Origin of the sequence: Bacillus sp. SH5-2 (assembly GCF_008368905.1) — a bacterium.
Classification (GTDB): Bacteria; Bacillota; Bacilli; order Bacillales; family Bacillaceae_G; genus Bacillus_A; species Bacillus_A luti.
This window is the reverse complement of the sequence record NZ_QOSD01000025.1, coordinates 155,608-177,839: the sequence shown is the minus strand read 5'-3', so window position 1 is coordinate 177,839 and position 22,232 is coordinate 155,608. Positions and strand designations below refer to the sequence as shown.

At 37.2% G+C, this 22,232-nt stretch carries 22 protein-coding genes and 1 pseudogene; 5 read left to right on the top strand and 18 right to left on the bottom strand.

Annotation, left to right across the window (positions count from 1 at the left end; all coding sequences use genetic code 11):
• Window positions 1–37 precede the first annotated feature (37 nt).
• A complete protein-coding gene (locus tag DN410_RS22440) occupies window positions 38–610 on the bottom strand; it encodes a helix-turn-helix domain-containing protein (protein WP_149178107.1) in 573 nt (190 codons plus the stop codon).
• A gap of 101 nt (window positions 611–711) precedes the next feature.
• On the opposite strand from DN410_RS22440, the gene DN410_RS22435 reads away from it, so the two are divergent.
• The gene (locus DN410_RS22435; protein ID WP_149178106.1) at window positions 712–1,677 is read left to right on the top strand and encodes a DMT family transporter; all 966 of its coding nucleotides are present in this window, start codon (window positions 712–714) and stop codon (window positions 1,675–1,677) included.
• A 143-nt stretch (window positions 1,678–1,820) separates the two neighbouring features.
• Window positions 1,821–2,486 carry an MIP/aquaporin family protein gene (locus DN410_RS22430; protein ID WP_060632441.1) on the top strand — a complete coding sequence of 222 codons (666 nt, stop codon included), beginning with the start codon at window positions 1,821–1,823 and terminating at the stop codon, window positions 2,484–2,486.
• 59 nt (window positions 2,487–2,545) lie between these two features.
• Here DN410_RS22430 and DN410_RS22425 read toward each other — a convergent pair whose 3' ends face one another.
• The 3 genes from DN410_RS22425 to DN410_RS22415 all read right to left on the bottom strand — a co-directional run bounded on the left by DN410_RS22425 (window position 2,546) and on the right by DN410_RS22415 (window position 5,209).
• Entirely contained in the window at window positions 2,546–2,977 is a 432-nt protein-coding gene (locus DN410_RS22425) for an Rrf2 family transcriptional regulator (RefSeq protein ID WP_000512998.1), read from the bottom strand.
• A 118-nt stretch (window positions 2,978–3,095) separates the two neighbouring features.
• A complete protein-coding gene (locus tag DN410_RS22420; protein ID WP_149178105.1) occupies window positions 3,096–4,322 on the bottom strand; it encodes an ABC transporter permease in 1,227 nt (408 codons plus the stop codon).
• 2 nt (window positions 4,323–4,324) lie between these two features.
• Window positions 4,325–5,209 (bottom strand): ABC transporter ATP-binding protein, encoded by an 885-nt coding sequence (locus tag DN410_RS22415; protein ID WP_149178104.1) that lies wholly within the window; start codon window positions 5,207–5,209, stop codon window positions 4,325–4,327.
• Window positions 5,210–5,552: 343 nt separating this feature from the next.
• On the opposite strand from DN410_RS22415, the gene DN410_RS22410 reads away from it, so the two are divergent.
• On the top strand, window positions 5,553–6,380 hold the full coding sequence (locus DN410_RS22410; protein ID WP_149178103.1) for a 5'-nucleotidase, lipoprotein e(P4) family: 828 nt from the start codon (window positions 5,553–5,555) through the stop codon (window positions 6,378–6,380).
• Between the two features lie 24 nt (window positions 6,381–6,404).
• Here the strand turns inward: DN410_RS22410 and motB are convergent, their stop codons facing one another.
• Both motB and motA read right to left on the bottom strand, forming a co-directional pair.
• Window positions 6,405–7,190 carry a flagellar motor protein MotB gene (motB, locus tag DN410_RS22405; protein ID WP_149178102.1) on the bottom strand — a complete coding sequence of 262 codons (786 nt, stop codon included), beginning with the start codon at window positions 7,188–7,190 and terminating at the stop codon, window positions 6,405–6,407.
• Window positions 7,180–7,974 (bottom strand): flagellar motor stator protein MotA, encoded by a 795-nt coding sequence (gene motA, locus DN410_RS22400; protein WP_149178101.1) that lies wholly within the window; start codon window positions 7,972–7,974, stop codon window positions 7,180–7,182. The genes motB and motA overlap by 11 nt, the downstream gene beginning before the upstream one ends.
• A 264-nt stretch (window positions 7,975–8,238) precedes the next feature.
• On the opposite strand from motA, the gene DN410_RS22395 reads away from it, so the two are divergent.
• Window positions 8,239–9,018 carry a M15 family metallopeptidase gene (locus tag DN410_RS22395; protein ID WP_149178100.1) on the top strand — a complete coding sequence of 260 codons (780 nt, stop codon included), beginning with the start codon at window positions 8,239–8,241 and terminating at the stop codon, window positions 9,016–9,018.
• 36 nt (window positions 9,019–9,054) lie between these two features.
• On the opposite strand, the gene DN410_RS22390 is transcribed toward DN410_RS22395, so the two are convergent.
• The 4 genes from DN410_RS22390 to sdhC form a co-directional block, all read right to left on the bottom strand.
• Window positions 9,055–9,501: an acyl-CoA thioesterase gene (locus tag DN410_RS22390; RefSeq protein WP_149178099.1), complete on the bottom strand. Its 447-nt coding sequence runs from the start codon at window positions 9,499–9,501 to the stop codon at window positions 9,055–9,057.
• Window positions 9,502–9,591: 90 nt separating this feature from the next.
• Window positions 9,592–10,353, bottom strand: a complete 762-nt coding sequence (gene sdhB, locus DN410_RS22385) for a succinate dehydrogenase iron-sulfur subunit (protein WP_001291828.1) — start codon at window positions 10,351–10,353, stop codon at window positions 9,592–9,594.
• Complete coding sequence (gene sdhA / locus DN410_RS22380) at window positions 10,346–12,139, bottom strand: succinate dehydrogenase flavoprotein subunit (protein WP_149178098.1); 1,794 nt, start codon at window positions 12,137–12,139, stop codon at window positions 10,346–10,348. The genes sdhB and sdhA overlap by 8 nt, the downstream gene beginning before the upstream one ends.
• A 13-nt stretch (window positions 12,140–12,152) precedes the next feature.
• Window positions 12,153–12,779: a succinate dehydrogenase cytochrome B558 gene (gene sdhC / locus DN410_RS22375; protein ID WP_000678360.1), complete on the bottom strand. Its 627-nt coding sequence runs from the start codon at window positions 12,777–12,779 to the stop codon at window positions 12,153–12,155.
• Between the two features lie 300 nt (window positions 12,780–13,079).
• Here sdhC and DN410_RS22370 point away from each other — a divergent pair, with 300 nt between their 5' ends.
• A complete protein-coding gene (locus DN410_RS22370) occupies window positions 13,080–13,529 on the top strand; it encodes a YslB family protein (protein ID WP_000042215.1) in 450 nt (149 codons plus the stop codon).
• A gap of 114 nt (window positions 13,530–13,643) precedes the next feature.
• Here DN410_RS22370 and uvrC read toward each other — a convergent pair whose 3' ends face one another.
• The 8 genes and pseudogenes from uvrC to DN410_RS22330 all read right to left on the bottom strand — a co-directional run bounded on the left by uvrC (window position 13,644) and on the right by DN410_RS22330 (window position 22,223).
• Complete coding sequence (uvrC, locus tag DN410_RS22365; protein WP_149178097.1) at window positions 13,644–15,428, bottom strand: excinuclease ABC subunit C; 1,785 nt, start codon at window positions 15,426–15,428, stop codon at window positions 13,644–13,646.
• A gap of 148 nt (window positions 15,429–15,576) precedes the next feature.
• Window positions 15,577–15,891, bottom strand: a complete 315-nt coding sequence (trxA, locus tag DN410_RS22360; protein WP_001018943.1) for a thioredoxin — start codon at window positions 15,889–15,891, stop codon at window positions 15,577–15,579.
• A gap of 211 nt (window positions 15,892–16,102) precedes the next feature.
• Window positions 16,103–17,080 (bottom strand): electron transfer flavoprotein subunit alpha, encoded by a 978-nt coding sequence (gene etfA, locus DN410_RS22355; RefSeq protein ID WP_149178096.1) that lies wholly within the window; start codon window positions 17,078–17,080, stop codon window positions 16,103–16,105.
• A 36-nt stretch (window positions 17,081–17,116) separates the two neighbouring features.
• Entirely contained in the window at window positions 17,117–17,890 is a 774-nt protein-coding gene (gene etfB / locus DN410_RS22350) for an electron transfer flavoprotein subunit beta (RefSeq protein WP_087982240.1), read from the bottom strand.
• A 78-nt stretch (window positions 17,891–17,968) separates the two neighbouring features.
• Window positions 17,969–18,745, bottom strand: a complete 777-nt coding sequence (locus DN410_RS22345) for an enoyl-CoA hydratase (protein ID WP_000911292.1) — start codon at window positions 18,743–18,745, stop codon at window positions 17,969–17,971.
• Window positions 18,746–18,756: 11 nt separating this feature from the next.
• The gene (locus tag DN410_RS22340) at window positions 18,757–19,344 is read right to left on the bottom strand and encodes a TetR/AcrR family transcriptional regulator (protein WP_439021477.1); all 588 of its coding nucleotides are present in this window, start codon (window positions 19,342–19,344) and stop codon (window positions 18,757–18,759) included.
• A 106-nt stretch (window positions 19,345–19,450) separates the two neighbouring features.
• Window positions 19,451–21,136, bottom strand: a complete 1,686-nt coding sequence (locus DN410_RS22335; RefSeq protein WP_149178094.1) for a long-chain-fatty-acid--CoA ligase — start codon at window positions 21,134–21,136, stop codon at window positions 19,451–19,453.
• A 189-nt stretch (window positions 21,137–21,325) separates the two neighbouring features.
• A pseudogene (locus DN410_RS22330) lies at window positions 21,326–22,223 on the bottom strand (BclA C-terminal domain-containing protein).
• Between the last annotated feature and the right edge of the window lie 9 nt (window positions 22,224–22,232).

Sequence of the window (22,232 nt, the reverse complement as noted above, 5' to 3'; positions counted from 1 at the left end):
AAACCACCTATAGAATTCTTTTCTATAGGTGATTTTTTCATGAAGAATACTTCATCGTTAAATGTAATACCGCTACTTCATCCTCATTATTTCGGTAACTATGTTTCTTATTCGCTTCAAATTGAATGGAATCAAACTCATTTAACTCATAGACATCATTCTCCACTTGAATCAAAACTTTCCCTTTCATTACCGTTACAAGTTCAATAGCCCCTTCATGATGTGCTTCCGGCTCATATACACTGTTCGCCCTTAAACAAGCACGATGCATTTCCATCCCTGTTTCTTTCGTGTAACGGAACATTGTTTCTAAATGCCACGCTTGTCCTACATCTACTGCAAATCCTTCTCCACAGCGCGCAACAGCTACAGGTTCTCCAACAACCATTAACCTTGATAAAGGAATCGATAACCCTTTCGTTATTTTCCAAATGACAGCTAACGTTGGATTCGTTTCGCCTCTCTCAATTTTCCCTAATGTTAATTTACTAACTCCTGTTTTTTGGGCTAATTCTTCTAAACTTAATTTTTGTTCATTTCGAATTTGTCTTAGTAGCTGACCTACTTGTTGAATGACTTCTTTCGTTTGCATATCTTCATGTTCTTTCATCTATAAAACCACCTTAAAAGTATAAAATAGTTTACTTTCAAAATATTAAAGTATATTATACTATACATAATCATTTAATTCCAAAAGGAGTGTTATACTTCATGCGCGCAATATTATTAGGACTTTTATCATCGGCCTTTTTTTCTGCAACCTTTATTATTAATAGAGCGATGAATGTATCTGGAACGAGCTGGGCTTGGACAGCTTCCTTCCGCTTTTTATTTGCTCTCCCTATTTTATTCCTTATCGTTTTATTTCGCAAAAACTTTAACAGTTTATGGGAAGAGTTAAAAAAACATCCATTCGCTTGGATCGGATGGGGTTCTGTTGCAGGTATTGGTTTCTATTCTTTATTAAGTTTCGCAGCTGTCTTTTCACCAGCTTGGCTCGTTGCTGGAACTTGGCAAGTTACGATATTAGCAGGTTTACTACTATCACCACTATTTTTCGTGAAAATAGAAACGAAATCAGGAACAAAGCTTGTACGCGGAAAAATTCCACTTCGTAGTTTATATGTAGCATTATTTATTTTACTTGGTGTAATTTGTATGCAAGCGACTGCAGCAGGCCACATTACAATGACTCAGTTTATCTCAGGATTTTTACCTGTCGTGTTAGCTGCTTTCTTATATCCGTTCGGCAACCGAAAAATGATGGAACTTGTTGGTGGACGTCTCGATACGTTCCAACGTGTATTAGGAATGGCGATTGGAAGTCTCCCTATTACAATTTTACTTGGGATATACGGATTTTCTACTACTGGTATTCCAACATCAAGCCAAATGCTACAAGGATTTTTGTTAGCATTATGTTCCGGCGTTATTGCAACGATGACATTTTTCTTTGCTACTGACTTAGCCAAAGATAACCTCGCTCTACTTGGGGCTGTTGAAGCAACGCAGGCTGGAACGATGGTCTTTACAGTGCTTGGTGAAATTGTTTTCTTAAATGGTTCATTTCCTGGTGGGCTTTCCCTGCTTGGAATGATTATTATTATGTTAGGAATGGTTGTAAATAGCGTATTAAACCGATCTGTTCCAGTCGTTAAACAGAAAAAAACAGCATAAAAAAGAGTATGGTTCTATAACAAAGAACCATACTCTTTTTTTATTGTCCCCCTATTTCGCCTTATCAGAATAGTATTTCATTGGCTGTTTATACTAAAACCTATGTTATAATACGTTTCATGCGCAACAATAGGAGGTAAATTATGTTAAAAAAAGCAATCGCTGAATTTATTGGTACATTTGTACTAGTATTATTCGGAACTGGAGTAGCTGTCATTGGCGGCGGAATTGAAGGAATTGGAACACTAGGAATCGCTATGGCTTTCGGTCTATCTATTGTCGCTATGGCATATAGCATCGGAACAATTTCTGGATGTCACATTAACCCAGCAGTATCAGTAGCTATGTTCATCAACAAAAGAATGAACGCTATGGAACTTTGTTATTATGTATTAGCTCAAATTTTAGGTGGTTTATTAGGAACTGCAACGTTAGTAACAATTTTAAAATCCGCTAAAACACCTTTAGATAATTTAGGACAAAACGGTTTTGGAACTCTTGGTTTATCTGGAGCATTTCTAGTTGAATTTATTTTAACTTTCGTATTCGTATTAGTGATCGTTGCTGTAACAGGTAAAAAAGGAAGTTCTTCGCTAGCAGGATTAGTAATTGGTTTTACATTAGTGTTAGTTCACTTATTAGGTATTCCGTTAACTGGAACGTCTGTTAACCCAGCTCGTAGTATCGCACCAGCTTTATTCGCTGGCGGAGAAGCACTTTCTCAACTATGGGTATTCATCGTAGCACCAATTCTTGGTGGTATCGTAGCAGCTATTGTTGGTAAATTCATTTTAAATACTGAAAAATAGAATTTTTGATATTTCTGAATAAAAAAAGGCGAGCCCTCATTATGAGGATGCTCGCTTTTTTATTCTTTCATTTTAGACTTTAAATTTGTAACTAATTGATCTACCGTTACATTTGCAAGTACGTTTTCCATCGCTTCTTGCGCTTGCATTAAAATAATTTCTAATACTGATTGAATATTAGCTCCTACTGGACATTCAATGTTGGGATTTTCATGGAAGGAAAATAGCTGTCCTTCTTCTACAACTTCCACTGCTTTATATACATCAAGTAATGTAATTTCTTCTAAATCACGAGCAAGTGTCGTGCCACCTTTACCAGCTTGTACATCAACAAGTCCTGCTCTCTTCAACATTCCTGTAATGCGACGAATCACAACTGGATTTGTATTCACACTACCAGCAATCCATTCAGAGGTACAGCGAGAGTTTCGATCTATCGCAAGTAACGTTAGCATATGAACACCTACTGTAAACCGACTACTAATTCCCATCTGCACACCCTCCTTCGTATTCATTCTATTAAAAGACGACTCTTATTATTATATACTATTTTTAATTTATACATAAAGAAAAAGCATGATTACAATAGAAAATCATGCTTTTCTCTCTTTATTGACGCTTTATAAATTTTGCTAAATCTTTAAATTTCACTTTGTCCGAGTAATTCATTACACCGTTTACGTAAATGCGGCTTGTAACAGCGTTTAACACACCAATTGTTGCCAATAAGACTACTAATGTTATCGTAATTTCTAACATACCTGCTTCACCAGCTACAATACGTGAGAAGGTAACCATCGGGGTAAAAAACGGAACGTAAGAGCTTACAACAACGATAGTACTATTTGGATCACTTAATGATTTTATACTAATGAAGAATGCAGCCATAATTAAAATCATTACTGGGAAAGATACAGCTTGTAAATCTTCCGTCTTAGAAACAACTGCTCCAGCAGCAGCGTACATCATTGCATAAAGTAAATATCCCGTAATGAAATAAACGAGGAACATGCTTATAACCTTTGCATCTAATTTCGTAAAGTCAATTGGCACTCCAAATAATGAAGCATTCTCTAAATCAACCCAACCTAACAAATACGGAATAAGGTAACCACACGCCAATATGACAAGTTGTAATAGTGCCGTTGAAACAACTGCTAATATTTTCGCATACATCATCGTAAGCGGTTTTACTTTCGGAAGCATTACTTCCATTACGCGTGATGCCTTTTCCGAAGCAATATTCATTGCAATTGTATTTCCGAACGCAACAATAAACACATATAAAGCAAATGTAAAAAAATAGGCAATTCCGAAAGAAGAAGAACGATCTTTTATCGCTTCTTGCTTCACTGGAATTTCAGTTTGCAATTGCTGTGCAATTTCCGGTGAAACATTATGCTTTGCAATTGTCACCATTGTATATTTTTGTTTTAAATAACCTGCCATGATTGCAGAAGTGGATTGACTTGGAAATCCATTATACATATACGTAACCTCTGGAGCTCCATTCTTTTCCGTTATATGAAACAAACCATCCAGCTCGCCATCTTCTACTTGTTTATGCATTTTATCAAAGTCCGCTTTTGAACCGACAGTGATTTTTACTGATGGTAATAACTTCGTTAACTCTTCTTTTTGTACGTTATATGTGGAACTTTCTGTTACAACCGCAATTTTATCTTTGTCCTTATTTTTATCGTTTCCAGAAGTAAAATGATTAAATGCAAAAATCCCAAACACGACTAAAAATAAAATCGCACTCGTAATTAATGATTTTTTAGATAAAAATGCTTCTCTAAAATAAAATGAAAATACATGAGAAAATTTACGCATCTTTATTTCGCCCTCTCTACAAAGATTTCGTTTAACGTCGGCTCTAACATTTTAAATTGGCGTAGACTAACACCTTGCTCTTGCAACTGCTGCAAAATGTTGAGAGCCTCTGCATCGTCTTGTACTTTTATATAAAGAAGGCCTTGTTGCTTTTCATATGGGACATGTATAGCTTCTAATCCCTTTTCATTCTCTGCCACATCTTCAATCGTTAAATTACGGAAACCATATTCTTTTTTAATATCACTTAATTGGCCTTTTACGACTGCTTCACCTTTTTTCAAAATACATACATGTTGGCAAAAAGCCTCCACTTGCTCCATACGATGACTGGATAAAATAATCGTCTTTCCGCTCTTTACTTGTTCTTCAATAATGCTAGCTAACATCCCAGCATTAACTGGATCAAGTCCGCTAAATGGCTCATCTAAAATGAGAAGTTCCGGATTATGAAGAAGAGCAGCAATTAATTGGATTTTTTGCTGATTCCCTTTTGAAAGCTCTCCAGCCGTTTTGAATTTGTATTCCGGGATCGCTAATCGCTCTAACCAGTGATCTATAGCGAGATCTACTTCTTTCTTAGACATTCCTTCTAATCTACCAAAATATCGCAACTGATCTACTACTCTACTCTTTGTATATAAGCCTCTTTCTTCTGGTAAATACCCAATTGTTACCCCGCTATTCTCGAATGCTTTTCCATCCCACGTAATCGAACCTTCATTAGGCGTTAATAATCCGAGAAGCATTTTGATTGTTGTTGTTTTCCCTGCACCATTTCGTCCAAGTAACCCTAGTACTTCACCTTTTGGTACCGAAATTTGCAAACCGTTAACCGCTTTTGATTCCCCAAATTGTTTCGTTAAATTTTGAATTTGTAAGCTCAAAGTATAAAGCCTCCCCTTTAGTATCATTCACGCTCTCTTTCAAAGACTATGTTTATTCAGGATAAAATATAGCACTACACTTCATCCTCTTACATGTAACACCAACCGCAATCCATCATTTGTACTATTTAGTTAAAATTGTAAATATCAAAGTTTCATTTGTTAATTATAATTGTCATTACGACAATTAAATTTGTCAAAAAAACTATCATTATTTTACTCGCCTTTCTAATATAGGACATACTACTATATATACAAAAGACAATATGCAAATGTTCATAAAAAAATTTTTATATTTTAATATATAATATAAAATGATTTTCTAACATCAAGGAGGATACATATGAAGATGAAGAGGGGAATTACCACTGTATTATCTGTAGCGGTTCTATCTATATCGCTTGTAGCATGTTCAGGAACAACAGAGAAGTCAGTGGCGAAAGAAGAAAAAGTAAAGTTAACAGAACAGCAATTAATGGCTGATTTATGGTATCAAACAGCTGGTGAAACGAAAGCACTTTACTATCAAGGATACAATATCGGTCAATTGAAGCTTGATGCAGCTCTTGCAAAAGGAACCGAAAAAAAACCTGCTATCGTACTTGATTTAGACGAAACTGTTTTAGATAACAGTCCTCATCAAGCAATGAGCGTAAAAACAGGAAAAGGCTATCCTTACAAATGGGATGACTGGATTAATAAAGCTGAAGCGGAAGCCCTTCCAGGTGCAATTGATTTCTTAAAATATACAGAATCTAAAGGTGTAGATATTTACTACATTTCAAATCGTAAAACGAATCAACTAGATGCGACAATTAAAAATCTCGAACGTGTAGGTGCCCCTCAAGCAACGAAAGAACATATATTATTACAAGATCCGAAAGAAAAAGGAAAAGAAAAACGCCGTGAACTCGTTTCTCAAACACATGACATTGTCTTATTCTTCGGTGATAACTTATCTGATTTCACTGGTTTTGATGGAAAAAATGTAAAAGACCGCAATCAAACCGTAGCAGATTCAAAAGCACAATTTGGTGAGAAATTCATTATTTTCCCTAATCCAATGTATGGTGATTGGGAAGGTGCTTTATATGATTATGATTTCAAAAAATCAGATGTAGAAAAAGATAAAATCCGCCGTGACAACTTAAAATCATTTGATACAAAGTAAAGAGGATGGCATTCGCCATCCTCTTTACTGCATATTTCTCGTTAAAGGTAAAATAAACACTTCTACACGTCTATTTTTCGCCTTTCCTTCTTGTGTATCATTTGGAGCAATAGAACGGTATTCTCCGTAACCAACAGCACTGAATTTTTCCGGTTGTAATTCTTTATTTTGCAGTAATACTTGCATGAAATTAACTGCCCGCTGCGTGCTCAATTCCCAATTCGATGCAAATTGCGCATTTGCAATAGGAACATTGTCTGTATGGCCAGATACTGTAATTTCACGAGGCGATGTGGAAACTAGTAAGTTAGACATTTCTTTTGCAATATTTAACGATTCCAATTTCACATCTGCTTTCCCTGAATCAAATAGTACATTTTCTAATATTGTTACCTTTAATCCTTTTTCTGTTAAATCAGTTTTAAAAGAAGAAGATAATTGCTTTTCCTCAATATACTTATCGATACTTTTTTGTACCGCTTTTAATTCGTTCATTTCTTGCTGTTTTACTTCAGCCTCAGCATTTTTTTTCATCTTCTCAGACTCTAAACTACTTGCCGACAACTCTTTTTCTTCATTCGGCTTTTGATTACTTAAAAATTCTTTATTCCCTGTTCCACCTGCTAGTTCACTTCGAAAAGCTACTGCCATCTGTTTAAACTTCGCTGCATCTATACTACTCATTGCAAATAAAACGATGAACAATGCAAATAACAACGTTAACATATCAGAATATGGAATTAGCCAAGTTTCATCAATATGCTCATCATGCTTTTTCTTTTTGTTTCTTCTATTTTTTTTACTCCGCATTTTTTTCTGCTCCTTTTTCGAGTTTTTTACGCTCTGTTGCAGAAAGCGCACCTAAAATGCGGTTCTTCATTATAAATGGATATGTACCTTCTTGTAACATTAATAAACAATCGATAATTAAACGTTTTTTCTCTATTTCAGCTGCAGATTTTTGCTTCAACTTATTTGCAAATGGATGCCATAGTATATAACCTGAAAAAATACCAAAAATCGTTGCAATAAATGCACCCGAAATAGCGTGTCCTAACTTTTCTACATCAGTTAAATTACCTAGCGCAGCTACTAGACCGATAACAGCACCTAAAACCCCTAGTGTAGGTGCATACGTACCCGCTTGTGAAAAAATAGTAGCGCCTTTTGCATGTCTATCTTCAATTGCTTCTAATTCAGCTTCTAAAATCTGCTCTAAATCTTCTGCGGATACACCATCAATCACAAATTTCATACCACGCAAAAGAAATTCATCTTGAATTTTATCTAATTGTTGCTCTAAAGACAAAATACCGTATTTTCTACTTTCAGATGTCCAATGAACAAACAATTCTAGCAACTGTTCATAACTTAAATCTTTTTTATTTGAACCAAAAAGAACTTTAAATAATTTTGGAATCCTTTTTAGTTGATTCATCGGAAATGCTATGCATACTGCAGCAAATGTACCAACAAAAATAATTAATGCTGCGGCAGGATTAACTAAGGCCATTACGTCAGCGCCCTTGACAACCATCCCTACTACTACCGCCGCTACTCCTAAAATTATTCCAATAATTGTTGCAAAATCCATTCCCTTTCACTCCTAGTCTATACAAGAAGTTCTTTATTCTCGATAATCGTTACATCTTCTTATGTATATATATTACATAAAAAATGAATTTCATGAAAGATAAGAAATGAATTATATAAAAAAATACTACAATTTCACACATTTTCTGACATTTTCTTTGCATTTCTATTACGTTACGACTCTTATATTTCCTTTTCAGTCAACTAGACTTATAATAAAAATGATACATATTTTATTAAGAAAGGACTGAGATTACAAGGCATCATGAAAAAGATAATCATTATTTCTGCCGCTACTATTGTAATCGGTATCACATCTTTCGCTTACTTCGGTTCTCAATCACCATTACAAAATGGAGCGAAAGCTGTCGAAGGTCAAAAGCATAATAACCATCCAAAAGAAGATATTCCTGCTTTTCCAAAAGCTGATCATAATGCAAAGAAACTAGACAATGATTTTTCAGTTGTAACAAATCCGGAATCTAATCTTGTCTTAGTTAATAAACATCGAAAACTACCAGATGGATACATACCTGAAGACTTAACGAGACCAAACGTACCATTTACTAGTCCAAAAGACAAAGAAAAAACGTTGCTACGCAAAGATGCTGCAGACGCACTTGAGAATATGTTCGAATCGGCAAAAAAAGAAGGACTTGAACTTACAGCTGTATCTGGTTATCGTTCATACAAACGCCAAAAATCATTGCATGATACGTACGTTAGACGTCAAGGAAAAGCTGAAGCTGATTCTGTAAGTGCAATTCCTGGCACAAGTGAACATCAAACTGGTTTAGCAATGGATATTAGTTCAAAATCTGCCAAATTCCAATTAGAGCCTATTTTCGGAGAAACAGCAGAAGGAAAATGGGTTGCAGAACACGCCCATGAATTCGGTTTTGTCGTCCGTTATTTAGAAGATAAAACAGGAACAACAGAATATGCATATGAACCGTGGCATTTACGTTACGTTGGTAATCCATACGCTACATACATATATAAACATCATTTAACATTAGAGGAAGCGATGGAAGACAAAAAATAAGAGAGCAATTTTGCTCTCTTATTTTCTTTCACTCTATCATTGTAGTAATTTTGCCTTCCACTCTTCAGGCCATGGTTCGCCTCTTCCAGTTTTTTTTGATGCTTGAACCATCATACCACGCCCCACTAAACAAACTTCCCCTGCTGCATTTTTGACCATATAGTGTAAATCTAAAGAAGAATTCCCAACCGATCCTGCCTTTACATATACCTTCAACTGTTCATCAAAATATATTTGCTTAATAAAATTACATTGTAAATCTGCAACAACGATCATCGTTTCTGATGATTCATGCGTCCATTCTTGCATAAATCCAAGTTCTTTAAACAATTCGATACGTGCCTCTTCAAAATAAGTAAAAGCAACGACATTATTTACATGTCCAAACATATCTACTTCACCAAAACGAACTTTGACAGGATTGTAAAATGAAAAACCACTTTCCCATTTCTCAAAGTCTTCAATGTAAGAAATTCTCTTCATTATTCTCTCCCCTTTTCCTCTTAATAAACAGAATAAACTGAAAAATACAGTTATAAATATTGCCTCTTCAAGATGAAGAGGCAATATTTATTAATAGTTATTATCGCTACCAAAGAAATCTTTGAACGATTGAATTGTTGTATCACGGTTTAATGCCGCAATTGAAGTTGTTAATGGAATACCCTTCGGACATGATTGCACACAGTTTTGAGAGTTACCACAGTTTGCAAGTCCTCCATCTCCCATAATTGCACGTAAGCGATCTGCTTTATGCATTTCACCCGTTGGATGTGAGTTGAATAAACGAGCTTGTGATAACGGTGCTGGTCCAATAAAATCAGATTTACTGTTCACGTTTGGACATGATTCTAAGCAAACGCCACATGTCATACATTTTGAAAGTTCATAAGCCCACTGACGCTTTTTCTCTGGCATTCTTGGACCTGGTCCTAAGTCATACGTACCATCGATTGGAATCCAAGCCTTAACACGTTTTAACGCGTTAAACATACGGCTACGATCAACTTGCAAGTCACGTACAACCGGGAATGTCTTCATCGGCTTTAAGCGAATTGGTTGTTCTAACTGGTCGATAAGAGCTGTACATGATTGACGTGGTTTTCCGTTAATCACCATCGAACATGCTCCGCATACTTCCTCTAAACAGTTCATATCCCATGCAATCGGAGTTGTTGCGTTTCCTTTTGAATCGACAGGATTACGGCGAATTTCCATAAGCGCCGAAATAATGTTCATATTCGGACGATACGGAATTTCAAACTCTTGGTCAAATTCTTGTGCATCTGGTCCATCTTGTCTCGTAATGATGAGGCGGATTGTTTTCTCAGACATGTTGTTTATCCCCCTTCTCTTCACTCTTAGCAGCTACATCATGTTTTGAAGAATAGTCACGTTTACGTGGTTTAATTAATGAAACATCCACGTCTTCGTAATGGAATGCTGGTGCATTTCCTTCTCCCTCAAATTTCGCCATCGTAGTTTTTAAGAAGTTTGCATCATCACGATTTGGGAATTCAGGTTTGTAATGTGCCCCGCGGCTCTCATTACGGTTATATGCGCCAATTGTAATAACACGCGCTAACTCAAACATATTTGCAAGTTGGCGTGTAAATGAAGCACCTTGGTTACTCCATCTTGCTGTATCGTTAATGTTAATACGTTTGTAACGAGCCATTAACTCTTCAATTTTCGCATCTGTTTCTAATAATTTTTTATTTTCACGAACTACTGTAACGTTATCTGTCATCCATTCTCCAAGCTCTTTATGAAGAACATATGCATTTTCGTTACCATCGAGCGTTAAAATATTGTTAAATTTCTCTGTTTCGATTAATTCATTTTGCTCATATACAGTAGATGAAACAGCATCCGATGATTTAGAAAGACCTTTCATATATTCAATTGCATTCGGCCCTGCTACCATACCACCGTAAATTGCTGATAATAGTGAGTTCGCACCAAGACGGTTACCACCGTGCATAGAATAATCACACTCACCTGCTGCAAATAAACCTGGAATACTTGTCATCTGCTTATAGTCAACCCATAATCCGCCCATTGAATAGTGAACAGCTGGGAAGATCTTCATTGGTAGTTTACGAGGATCATCACCTGTAAATTTCTCATAGATTTCAATGATTCCACCAAGTTTAATATCTAGTTCTTTCGGATCTTTATGAGAAAGATCTAAGTACACCATGTTTTCACCGTTAATACCTAGTTTTTGCTCTACGCAAACATCAAAGATTTCACGCGTTGCAATATCACGAGGTACAAGGTTTCCGTAAGCAGGATATTTTTCTTCTAAGAAGTACCATGGCTTACCATCTTTATATGTCCAAACACGTCCACCTTCACCACGTGCAGATTCACTCATAAGACGTAATTTATCGTCTCCAGGAATTGCCGTTGGATGGATTTGAATGAATTCACCGTTCGCATAATATGCACCTTGTTGATATACAGCAGATGCTGCTGTACCTGTATTAATAATAGAGTTAGTTGATTTTCCAAAGATGATACCAGGGCCCCCTGTTGCCATAATCACGGCATCAGCTCCGAAACTTTTAATCTCCATAGTTTGTAAGTCTTGTGCTACGATTCCTCGGCACACACCTTCATCATCAACAACAGCTCGTAAGAAATCCCAACCTTCATATTTCGTTACAAGTCCTGCTACTTCATGACGACGTACTTGCTCATCTAATGCGTATAGTAATTGTTGACCAGTTGTTGCGCCAGCAAATGCTGTACGGTGATGTTGCGTTCCACCAAAGCGACGGAAATCAAGAAGTCCTTCTTCCGTACGGTTGAACATAACACCCATGCGGTCCATTAAATGAATGATACCAGGCGCTGCTTCACACATTGCTTTAACTGGTGGTTGGTTCGCTAAGAAGTCCCCACCATAAATTGTATCGTCAAAGTGGATCCATGGAGAATCCCCTTCACCTTTCGTATTTACGGCACCGTTAATTCCACCTTGGGCACAAACAGAATGTGAACGTTTTACTGGTACTAATGAAAACAGTTCAACATTTACTCCTGCCTCTGCCGCTTTAATCGTTGCCATTAAGCCGGCCAAGCCACCGCCGACTACTATAAGTTTCCCTTTCATGCTCTCCCACTCCTTACTGGTTTGCTAGCTGTGGATCGATGAACGCTAATAATGCACTCACACCTACATAAGATAGACCTAAGAAAATAGCTAATGTTACATAAGTAGAGATTCTTTGTGAACGTGGAGATACTGTAATTCCCCAGCTGATGCAGAATGTCCATAGTCCATTTGCAAAGTGGAAAATTGTTGAAACAACACCAACTAAATAGAATGCAAACATAGCTGGATTGCTTAAAATATCTGCCATCATATCATAGTTTACCTCTTTACCTAACATTGCTTGAATACGAGTTTCCCAGACGTGCCAAGAAATGAAGATCAGCGTGACGATACCTGAAATTCGTTGGAAGACGAACATCCAGTTACGGAAATAACCGTAAGATACCGCATTGTTCTTAGCTGTAAATGCAATATATAAGCCATATATAGCATGGTACAGTATAGGTAAAAAGATGATGAAAATTTCTAGCGCATACCGGAATGGAAGGAGCTCCATAAAGCCTGCAGCTTTGTTAAAAGCCTCTGCTCCTCTTGTTGCAAAGTTGTTTACTACTAAATGTTGCGTCAAAAAGACACCAACCGGGATGACCCCCATTAATGAGTGCCACTTACGAAACGTATACTCGCGGCCTTTCATGTCCCCATTACCCCCCTCGAATGTTTGACTGCTGTTTTCAGATTAGTTTACAACAATAATGTTTTTTCACTATTGGCATAAGAAAAACTGAAAAAATTATTCGAAATATTTCAGCATAATTTGATACCAAGTTCATTTTACTCCTATTTTTGTCGAAGCGTCAAGAAAACGTATACATAATTTGCATATAATTTGCCAATTCTTTTTTTCTTCTTATATATTCAGATTTTCCTAAAGAAAAATCTGTTTTTATAAATGTGAAATGTTATATAATAATCCCTATAGAAAGAGGGGATTATTGTGAGTAAAAATACAATTGATATAACATCTTTAGAAGATGTTTCATTGAATGCCTTCGCTTATGAATTGCTACGTGAAGAATTACTACCTGACTTAATTGGCAACGATTTAGATGGTATTTTATACTGGTCTGGTAGAAACCTTGCGAGAAAATATCCACTAGAAACAATTGAAGAAGTTATTCAGTTCTTTGAAAAAGCTGGTTGGGGCACTTTAAGTATTATTGAGCATAAACGTCGTGAAATGCAGTTCCAACTTAAAGGCACACTTATTGCTGAACGTCAAAAACAAAATAGGCATTCTTCTTATCAATTAGAGGCTGGATTCATTGCTGAGCAAATTCAGAAGCAACGAAACGTCGTTGCAGAGTCATACGAAGAAAAGAAAAAACGTTCAGACTCTATTACATTTCTTGTGAAATGGGATATAAAAGATCTCATTGAAGTGTAGCATTACCTACAGTCAACTAGACATATAAGTTTAGTTGACTTTTTTGTATTTTCAATTAGATCTAGTTATTTTAAATCTTCAGAAATTATAACAAAAAATCGAAGACATTGTAAACTACAACGTCTTCTTATCTGCTAAATAAGTATAGATCGTCTCCGCGACATTTTTCGGCATACCTGCTTCGACAAATTCCGCCACAGAAGCTTCTTTCATCTTTTTTAACGATCCAAAATGTTTCAGCAATATCTTTTTTCGTTTATCACCAATTCCAGGAATATCATCCAGTGCCGATTGAATGACAGATTTCCCATGTAATTGTCGATGGAATGTAATTGCAAATCGATGCACCTCATCTTGAATGCGCTGCAATAAATAAAATTCTTGGCTATTCCTTTCAAGCAAGACAGGTTCAGGTGGGTCCCCAATAATTAAATGTGATGTTTTATGTTTGTCATCTTTCACAAGCCCTGCCATTGGAATATATAATCCGAGCTCATTCTCTAGAATATCACTCGCAGCCGCTAAGTGGCCTTTTCCGCCATCAATAATGATTAAATCAGGTAAAGGTGAATTTTCTTTCAGTGCCCTTGTATAACGGCGCCTCACAACTTCTCTCATAGACTCATAATCGTCTGGCCCTTGAACCGTTTTAATTTTATATTTCCTATATTCTTTCTTCGCGGGTTTCCCATCGATAAAAGCAATCATTGCTGAAACAGGATTTGTTCCTTGAATATTTGAGTTATCAAACGCTTCAATACGATAAGGTGTTTCAATTCCTAGCTGCTTCCCTAAATTTTCTACAGCTTTAATCGTCCGTTCTTCATCACGTTCAATTAAGTAAAACTTCTCTTCAAGAGCAATCTTTGCATTTTTATTTGCTAATTCTACAAGATCTTTTTTCTTACCACGTTTTGGCTGTGTCGCTTCAACTTCTAAAAAGCGCTCTACTAATTCTGAGTCTATACTTCCTGGAACGACAATTTCCTTCGGCTTAAAATGACTACTGTTTTCATAAAATTGACCGATAAATGTTAAAAATCCCTCTTCCGGTTCATCATAAATTGGAAACATCGAAACATCACGTTCAATTAACTTTCCTTTTCGAACAAAGAAAACTTGAACGCACATCCATCCTTTGTCAACTGCATATCCAAATACATCACGATCCACTAAGTCACTCATAATCATCTTTTGTTTTTCCATAATTGCATCCATATGAGCAATTTGATCTCGTAATTCTTTCGCACGTTCAAATTCTAGTTTCTCTGAAGCATCATACATCTTTGTTTCTAATTCTGAACGAATTTCTTTATGCCCACCATTTAAAAACTTAACAATTTCATCCACAATTTCTTTATTTTGTTCTTCTGTCACTTCTTTCACACAAGGTGCTAAACATTGACCCATATGATAATACAGACAAACTTTATCTGGCATATTCGTGCATTTACGAAGTGGATACATACGGTCTAATAGTTTTTTCGTTTCATGGGCTGATTGTGCATTCGGATAAGGTCCAAAATATTTCCCTTTATCCTTTTTGACATTGCGCGTAATAAGCAAGCGTGGCTGTTTTTCAGCTGTAATTTTAATAAAAGGATATGTTTTATCATCTTTTAATTGAATATTATATTTTGGATCGTATTTTTTTATTAAATTCAGCTCTAAAATAAGAGCTTCCAAATTTGAGGAGGTTATAATATATTCAAAATCTACAATTTCTCCTACAAGCCGCAGTGTTTTCCCATCATGCGAACCAGTAAAGTACGAGCGCACACGATTTTTAAGCACTTTTGCCTTTCCGACATATATAACCGTTCCTTGCTTATCTTTCATTAAATAACAACCAGGTTGATCTGGTAAAATGGCTAACTTCTCTTTCAAATGTTCGTGCACTCGTCACCCTCCATTTCTACATGCTTAGCATTTTTATTTTCACATGAAAACATACTATGCCAAAACACCCAACATACGTTCTTTCATTGTAACGGAAAGGCTATAAAAAAGAAAATAAAAAAAGCTACCAAATGGTAGCTTCTTTATTTTAGAAGTGTTTAGAAACTAATTCTACTAACGCTTCTTTCGGCTTGTAACCTAACGCTTGATCAACTACTTTACCGTCTTTTAATACGAAAAGAGCTGGAATGCTCATTACTTCGAATTGACGAGCAGTTTCTTGATTTTCATCAACGTCTACTTTTACTACTTTTACTTTCTCGCCTAATTCTGCATCGATTTCTTCTAATACAGGAGCGATCATTTTACAAGGTCCACACCAAGGTGCCCAGAAATCTAATAATACAACACCTTCGCTAGTTTCAGCTGCGAAGCTTTGGTCATTTGCATTTACAATTGCCATTTTATTTCCTCCTTCAAGTATATTCTACCAAGAGTATATCATTAACTTATATACGTGGCGAATATTATGTATCGTTATGTATTGTAACAAAAAAATGTTCCTTTATACTATATAAAAATACGGATAAAATACTAAAAAGATGAGAGACAGGGGATCTCTCACCTTTTTCTATATATAGGGGTACTTCACTTGGAACTCAAGGGTACTCAAATCACGAATGTACTTTTAACTTTTTAAACTCTTCTGTTAAAAGAGGCACCACTTCAAATAAGTCACCGACAATACCGTAGTCAGCTACTTTGAAGATACTTGCTTCTGGATCTTTATTAATCGCAACGATGATTTTTGAGTTAGACATACCAGCTAAATGCTGAATCGCACCAGAAATACCGCATGCAATGTATAAGTCTGGCGTAACAACTTTACCAGTTTGACCAATTTGTAATGAGTAATCGCAATACTCAGCGTCACAAGCACCACGAGATGCCCCAACAGCGCCGCCTAATACGTCAGCTAACTCTTTCAATGGTTTAAATCCTTCTTCACTCTTCACACCGCGTCCACCAGCGATAATTACTTTCGCTTCAGAAAGATCAACACCTTCTGCAGTTTTACGGACAACATCTTGAATGATTGTACGTAAATCTTTTACATCAACTGTAATAGAAGACACGTCACCTGTGCGAGACTCATCTTTTTCAAGAGTTGCAATGTTATTTGGACGCACTGTCGCAAATAAGATGCCATCTGTTACAATCTTCTTCTCAAACGCTTTACCAGAGTAGATTGGACGAGTAAAGATAACATTTCCACCTTCAACTTCTAAAGCAGTTACGTCAGAAACTAGACCAGCCTCAAGCTTTGCTGCTAATTTTGGTGATAAATCTTTACCAAGTGCTGTATGTCCAAATACAATACCTTCTGGCTTTTCTTCAGCATATACAGCTAAAAACGCTTGTGCATAACCATCAGACGTATATGATTTTAATTTATCGCTTTCAACTGTCACAACGCGATCTGCACCGTAATGAATCAATTCATTTGCAAAAGAGGCAACGCTGTCTCCAACTAGAAGACCTACCACTTCACCGCCTTCTGCAATTGTTTTTGCTGCTGCTACCGCTTCAAACGAAACGTTACGTAGCGATCCGTCACGAACTTCACCCATTACTAATACTTTACGAGCCATAGATTTTCCCTCCTGCGTATATAATTTCGTATTTTATTAGATTACTTTCGCTTCTGTATGGAGCAACGATACAAGTTCTTTTACTTGATCTTGCAGCTCGCCTTGTAACACTTTTCCTGCATCTTTCTTAGGAGGCAAATAGATTTCAATTGTTTTTGTCTTTGCTTCCACATCATCTTCTTCTAAATCTAAATCATCTAATTCTACTTCTTCTAATGGCTTTTTCTTCGCTTTCATAATACCTGGAAGCGATGGATAACGAGGTTCATTTAAACCTTGTTGCGCTGTTACTAAAACTGGTAATGATGTTTCAATAACTTCTGTGTCACCTTCAACATCACGCTCAATTTTCACGCTTGTACCATCAATCTCAAGCTTTGTAATTGTCGTTACGTATGGAATATTTAACGCTTCAGCTACGCGTGGACCAACTTGTCCAGATGCACCATCAATCGCAACGTTTCCGCCTAAAATTAAATCTGCATCTTTATCTTTTAAATATTCAGCAAGCACTTTTGCTGTCGTGAACTGATCACCATTTTCAACATCATCTTCAATATTAATTAATACCGCTTTATCGCAGCCCATCGCTAATGCTGTACGAAGTTCTTTCTCACTATCTTCGCCACCAACTGTTACGACAGTAACCTCTCCGCCTTGTGCATCTCTTACTTGAATTGCTTCTTCAATCGCATATTCATCGTAAGGGTTGATGATGAATTCCGCTTCGCCATCGTAAATTGCACCGTTTTTAATTACGATTTTTTCTTCTGTATCAAATGTTCGTTTCATGAGTACGTAGATGTTCATTCCATTTACCCCCTTATTTTTCAGAAAGATTCTATCAATTTTAAAATTCTGTTAATTTATATTAAAAAAATATTTAAACTACCTGCCACTAAATGAAGGCTTACGCTTTTCTAAAAACGCCGCTACACCTTCTCTTCCATCTTCACTCGTAAATACCTCACCAAAAATCTGTGATTCACGTTGTACACCTTCATAATAATGAGACGATTTCGTCGTTTGTAATAACTCTAATACAGCACGAGTTGTTGCTGGACTTTTTCCAGCAATTTGTTTTGCGACTTTAAGCGTATCATCTAAAAGTGATTCTTCAGAGAACAATCCGTTAACAAGTCCCCATTTTAATGCTTCAGCACCAGTAATCGGTGTACTCGTTAACATCATTTCACAAGCTTTCGCTTTCCCAACATAACGTGGTAAGCGCTGTGTACCTGCAAAGCCAGGAATTAATCCGAGCGTCAATTCAGGTAAACCAAGTTTTGCACTTTCAGTTGCAAAGCGCATGTGGCAAGACATAGCAAACTCCAGACCGCCGCCTAGTGCCGCTCCATGAATTGCCGCAATAACTGGTTTTGAACATTTTTCTACGCGCTCAAACGTAACTTGTCCAAGCTGCGCTAGTTCAGTCGCTTGCTTCGCTTCAGTAACAGATGTGAATTCTTTAATATCTGCTCCCGCCGAGAAGAAGCGACCTTCACCGTGAATAACAACAACACGAATGTTATCATCCTTTTCCACTTGATCGATTAATTCAGTAACGTCATGCATAACTTGCGAAGACATCGCATTCGCTGGCGCGTGATTTAACGTCGCCACCGCGATATGGTCTTCAACTCTTACAGATAGGAATTTCAACATGATCCCTCCCATTATTGACGATAACCAAAAGCTGCAATAAGTAGCCCATGTACCGTTTTTGAAAGTGCGACCAGATCATACTTATGATCGCTCATTACCCAATTGGTCACAACTTCATCTACTGTTCCAAAGATCATTTGTCTTGCCACGCGAACATTTAAGTCCGCTTGGAATTCACCTTGCTTTATGCCTGTCTCTAAAATCTCATCCATAACTTGTAAGTAGCCTTTTAATACTTCATTTATTTTAAGGCGTAAGTCTTGATTGGACTGTCTTAGCTCTAATTGCGTAACGATAGCAAGAGGATCATTTTGTGATAACAGTAAGAAGTGCGTTTCTACCAACATGAATAATTTCGATACAGCGCTTTCAATTCCTGCTGTTTTTTGACGAATTGTTTCGACAAATTCCCCCATCTTCTCTTGGAATAAGGATATTAATATATCTTCTTTATTTTTAAAATATAAATAAATCGTGCCATCAGCTACCCCAGCTTGCTTTGCAATTTTCGAAACTTGCGCTTGGTGGTATCCATTCTCTGCAATCACAATGACTGCCGCATCAATAATTTGATTGTATTTCGGTCTATTTTTCTTCACTTTACTGTCCCCTTCAAGAAGATGACTGAATGAATAGTCATTCATATTCTTATAATACTGACTATTTAGAAAAGTGTCAATCCTATTTTTTCAAAAAGAAAGGGCCTTAGCCCGTTTGCTCATCCTCATTCTTTCTCTTCTCTTCATCTATTAGGACACGTCGTAAAATTTTTCCGACCGTCGTTTTTGGCAGTTCATCTCTAAACTCATATACTTTCGGCACTTTATAAGCAGCTAAATACTTACGTGCAAACTGATCTAATTCGTCTTCAGAACATTCTGCGCCTTCTTTTAAAACAACAAACGCTTTTACAGTTTCCCCTCGGTACGGATCAGGAACGCCGATTGTTACTACTTCCTGCACCTTTTCATGCTCATATAATACTTCTTCTACTTCACGAGGATACACATTAAATCCACTCGCAACAATCATATCTTTCTTACGATCTTTCACATAGAAAAATCCACCTTCATCCATGTAGCCAACATCCCCTGTATGGAGCCATCCATCTTGTAACACAGCTGCTGTTTCTTCTGGCTTATTCCAATACCCTTTCATAATTTGAGGGCCTTTCACTACAATTTCACCGATTTCTCCCGGTGGTAATGCCTCACCAGTTTCAAGCGACATAATCATTGCTTCTGTATCTGGCCATGGAACCCCAATACTACCTGGCACTCGCTTTTCCCATAAAAAATTACTATGTGTAACTGGAGATGATTCCGTTAAACCATATCCCTCTACTAGTTTACCCCCTGTAACTGTTTCGAACTTTTCCTGTACTTCTACCGGCAGTGGTGCTGATCCACTAATACAAGCACGAATAGAAGAAATATCGTATTCTTTTAAAAGCGGGCTATTTAAAAGCGCAATATAAATAGTTGGTGCTCCTGGAAACAGTGTCACTTTATGTTTCTTAATCGCGTCAAAAACCATTTTCATATCAAACTTTGGAATAAGCACCATCTTGTATCCTTGCATAATACTTAAATTCATGACGGCCGTCATGCCATACACGTGGAAAAATGGAAGAACTCCAAGAACGACTTCTTCCCCTTCTTTGCAATTATATAACCAATGAACCCCCATCAACGTGTTAGAAACGAGGTTTTTATGCGTTAACATAACGCCTTTCGGAAATCCAGTTGTCCCTCCTGTGTACTGTAAAAGGGCTAGATCATTTTCAGGATCACAAGGCACTTCAACATCCGTATTCACTTCTTTTTCTACTGAGTTCCAAAGATGAATCGTTTCACTCCCTGATACTTTTACAACTAAATTCGACTGTTTTTTCTGCACAAATGGATACAATAGATTTTTAGGGAAGGGTAAAAAGTCCGCAATACGAGTTACGATAATATGCTCAATTTTTGTAGCAGATTGAACATTCGTCACTCTCGGAAACACTAAATCGAGGCAAAGAATTACTTTTGCTCCCGAGTCATGAAGCTGGTATTCTAATTCTCTTTCTGTATATAGTGGATTTGTTTGTACTACGATACCTCCCGCAAGTAATGTACCGTAATAACCAATTACAGCTTGCGGACAATTCGGCAACATAATAGCAACTCGATCACCCTTTTCTACACCGAGCTTTTGAAGATAATTTGCAAACCTCTTCACCTTGTCATGGAAGTCTGAAAATGTAATATCCTTCCCTAAAAAGTGAAGCGCTTTCTTTTGTGGATAACGAGAAGCCATCTGTTCTACATATCCGTGAAGCGGCTGAATATCATAAGAAACCGTACTTGGAATTTCCTCTGGATAACTTTTCAACCATGGTTTTTCCACCTTCATTCCCCCTTCAAATACATAAAAAATAAATGAATGTTCATTCATGATGGTTGTTTTCATTATATTATAGTCGCCATAACGTTACAATCATAATATTCTGACTTTTATATAACTATGCTTTATCTCATTAACTTCTTATTATATGTAGAAACTCTCCTAACCTTAAAAGAGTAAGAGAGTTATTATTTAGCTTAATCTTATTATCGTTAGCACAGCTCCTGGTGTAGTTGTTGATAATGTTGCAACAGCTAACAAACCAAATAGTTGCAAACTAATCGCATCTCCTGCTGCAAGAGTTGTAATAATTGTTGCACTAAATGATGTAGTTGCTACAGCAGGAGCATTGACCGTCCCAGCAAGTTGTACTCCATTAATTGTAATCCGTGAACTGACTAATAATGAAGCCGTTATATTAATCGAATATGAAATATAATAATTCCCAGCATTTGCAACCGTAAATACTGTATTTCCCCCAGAAACAGTAATACCTGGACCTATGTTTTGATTATTCGGAAGCGGGACATTCGTTCCACCTAGAAGTACCGATATCGCTGTTCCCGACGTATTATTTGCAAATGCATAAGTCGCTGTGATACTTGTACCAGTTGCCCCGGTTGATCCTGTTGAACCTGTTGCTCCCGTCGCTCCCGTCGGACCTGTTGATCCCGTCAGACCTGTTGAGCCTGTTGAACCCGTTGATCCCGTCGCTCCCGTTGCTCCTGTTACTCCTGTCGCTCCCGTTGGACCGGTTACTCCTGTTGCTCCCGTTGATCCCGTTACTCCTGTTGCTCCCGTTGGACCGGTTACTCCCGTTGTGCCCCCGTTGGCCCGGTTACTCCTGTTACTCCCGTTGGACCGGTTACTCCTGTTGCTCCCGTTGGACCTGTTGCTCCTGTTGCTCTCCTGTTGCTCCCGTTGGACCTGTTGCTCCTGTTGCTCCCGTTGCCCCTGTTGCCCCCGTCGGACCGGTTGGACCAACCTTAGGCACTGTCCCATCACAACTAAAACAGCATGAATCAACATGTACACCATTTCGATGATTACAACTACAATATCCATTTGTATTATTGAGCCATGAAGACATGTTGATCAC

Coding starts and splice junctions, on each gene's coding strand:
- DN410_RS22440 (WP_149178107.1), bottom strand. CDS start 610: ATGAAAGAACATGAAGATATGCAAACGAAAGAAGTCATTCAACAAGTA.
- DN410_RS22435 (WP_149178106.1), top strand. CDS start 712: ATGCGCGCAATATTATTAGGACTTTTATCATCGGCCTTTTTTTCTGCA.
- DN410_RS22430 (WP_060632441.1), top strand. CDS start 1,821: ATGTTAAAAAAAGCAATCGCTGAATTTATTGGTACATTTGTACTAGTA.
- DN410_RS22425 (WP_000512998.1), bottom strand. CDS start 2,977: ATGGGAATTAGTAGTCGGTTTACAGTAGGTGTTCATATGCTAACGTTA.
- DN410_RS22420 (WP_149178105.1), bottom strand. CDS start 4,322: ATGCGTAAATTTTCTCATGTATTTTCATTTTATTTTAGAGAAGCATTT.
- DN410_RS22410 (WP_149178103.1), top strand. CDS start 5,553: ATGAAGATGAAGAGGGGAATTACCACTGTATTATCTGTAGCGGTTCTA.
- motB (WP_149178102.1), bottom strand. CDS start 7,190: ATGCGGAGTAAAAAAAATAGAAGAAACAAAAAGAAAAAGCATGATGAG.
- motA (WP_149178101.1), bottom strand. CDS start 7,974: ATGGATTTTGCAACAATTATTGGAATAATTTTAGGAGTAGCGGCGGTA.
- DN410_RS22395 (WP_149178100.1), top strand. CDS start 8,239: ATGAAAAAGATAATCATTATTTCTGCCGCTACTATTGTAATCGGTATC.
- DN410_RS22390 (WP_149178099.1), bottom strand. CDS start 9,501: ATGAAGAGAATTTCTTACATTGAAGACTTTGAGAAATGGGAAAGTGGT.
- sdhB (WP_001291828.1), bottom strand. CDS start 10,353: ATGTCTGAGAAAACAATCCGCCTCATCATTACGAGACAAGATGGACCA.
- sdhA (WP_149178098.1), bottom strand. CDS start 12,139: ATGAAAGGGAAACTTATAGTAGTCGGCGGTGGCTTGGCCGGCTTAATG.
- sdhC (WP_000678360.1), bottom strand. CDS start 12,779: ATGAAAGGCCGCGAGTATACGTTTCGTAAGTGGCACTCATTAATGGGG.
- trxA (WP_001018943.1), bottom strand. CDS start 15,891: ATGGCAATTGTAAATGCAAATGACCAAAGCTTCGCAGCTGAAACTAGC.
- etfA (WP_149178096.1), bottom strand. CDS start 17,080: ATGGCTCGTAAAGTATTAGTAATGGGTGAAGTTCGTGACGGATCGCTA.
- etfB (WP_087982240.1), bottom strand. CDS start 17,890: ATGAACATCTACGTACTCATGAAACGAACATTTGATACAGAAGAAAAA.
- DN410_RS22345 (WP_000911292.1), bottom strand. CDS start 18,745: ATGTTGAAATTCCTATCTGTAAGAGTTGAAGACCATATCGCGGTGGCG.